Origin of the sequence: Xanthomonas sp. 3075, assembly GCF_014197275.1 — a bacterium.
GTDB lineage: Bacteria > Pseudomonadota > Gammaproteobacteria > Xanthomonadales > Xanthomonadaceae > Xanthomonas > Xanthomonas campestris_B.
The window spans coordinates 1-1734 of sequence record NZ_JACIFI010000050.1; the positions used below are offsets into that span (position 1 = coordinate 1).

Here is a 1734-nt window from a genome sequence, read left to right on the forward strand (position 1 = left end):
CCCAACATGGCGCTCGGCGGCATCACCCCCATGCAAAAGTTGGCACTTGCTGCATAGCTCCACTTTTGGCGACTGCTACAAATGGGGGGATTACCCAAGCGCGAAGCTACTTTTGTCCAGCAAGTGCCAGCGATCAGACCTTTTACACATTATGAGTCCAACCATATCCCAGATTAGTAACTTCTAAAAGCAGCCTGACTGCACCCTGAATAATAAATTTTACAATCAGATTTTCCGCATTCCTCTAAAGCAATGCTCTCTGCCCTTACCTTAGAAGCGGATGTGGACGTCCTAGAACTATAGGTCGCTTGGGAACTAGCTATAGCAATACATCCATTCTTATAGAAAACTTGTGCTTTACACCCAACCCCTCCAGCTTGAGTACAGAAATCGACAGCGGCCTTACGCGCATCAGATTTCGACGCCTTGCTTTCAGCTACACCTAGTATTTTATCGTCTTTACTATAGGCTAAAGCACCCCAGCGAGTCCTCCACTCACCCGTAGGCTGAGGAGCGGAATTATTGTTTGGACTCATCGGAGCACAACCTGATACGCCCTGCCCACCAATAGGATAGTAACCTGACGGACAATTTCCTTCCGCCAAAGCACCAGAAGAATAAACAAAATAAATAAAAATAACATGAATTAACGCACTTAGTTTCTTCATCGTAGCTCCTACCCCGCACTAGTGTCACGATTCACGGCTCTGGAGCCTGCCTGCGGAGTTTGAGACATACTCGAACCAACGACTTGAGGCGAGGTAGCACGAACATCATCTGCACGCCTGTTGTCATTACTGCTTGGCTGACTGGGAGTGTACGACCCCGGCGCCTGCCCCTGCGGTCCAGGCGATCCGCCGGCCGATGTAGCGCCACCGATCTGCGAGTACGCCATGAAGCTGCCCAGCGTGCCCTGGAAGAAGAATGCGGCCATCGGCGGGGTCGTCAGGATCAGGAGCGTCAACAAATTGCCTCGGCCTGATTTAGCAAACTTAAGAACGTTAAATCATAAAAGGGCACGTCCTCCAGATAATTTTTTATGCGCACCCTTAGAAATCTGAAATGAAACTTGCTCGCCTTGCTGCTGAACCTGGGCAGCCCCAGCACTTGCGACATAAGCCTCCCGTCCGGCTTCTCGAGGGATTAACTAGGGAAGCACCAATTTATCTATAGGATCTAAAAACCGGATCGCTACACCCCTTGAACAGCACTTTGCAAGACTGAGAAGCCTTATTACAACCGCCGACAGCCTGCTCTCCAGCCCCATCCTCAGTGGGTCCAGTACCAATTACTACCGGACCACCCATAGGAGGTTGAGCGAGTGCGACACATTGGTTTTTGTAGTAACCCTCAATCTTGCAACCTTTGGTTGTCAGACGCTCACAACTCTTAAGAGCGTCGTCTTTAGCCTGCGTTTTGGAGACAAAGCCGCTTGAAACGCCAATTGCGCCATCACCTACCTTAGACATAGCGACGGCACCCCAAGTTTTGCGCCACTCACCTGTTGGTGTCGGGCCTGAGTTGCTACTGCCTGAAGGGATAGGTGCACATCCGGAGACTCCTTGCCCACCAATCGGATAACTGCCGGGCGGACAACTTCCTTCCGCATGCAAACTGCCACTCAATATGACTGAGATAGTGACCTGCCCCCATCGTCCGTACCAGTGATTACTGATAAAGCCCGGGGTTGAAGGGTACTGCGTTGTTGGCTTGTTGTGTACGGTAGTTGGCGGC

General features: G+C 51.0%; 2 protein-coding genes. Both read right to left on the reverse strand.

Annotated elements, in window-relative coordinates:
• Positions 1–173: 173 nt before the first annotated feature.
• Positions 174–668: a DUF4189 domain-containing protein gene (locus tag GGR62_RS20850; protein ID WP_184409718.1), complete on the reverse strand. Its 495-nt coding sequence runs from the start codon at positions 666–668 to the stop codon at positions 174–176.
• Positions 669–1163: 495 nt separating this feature from the next.
• Positions 1164–1625 (reverse strand): DUF4189 domain-containing protein, encoded by a 462-nt coding sequence (locus tag GGR62_RS21000; RefSeq protein WP_326520287.1) that lies wholly within the window; start codon positions 1623–1625, stop codon positions 1164–1166.
• Between the last annotated feature and the right edge of the window lie 109 nt (positions 1626–1734).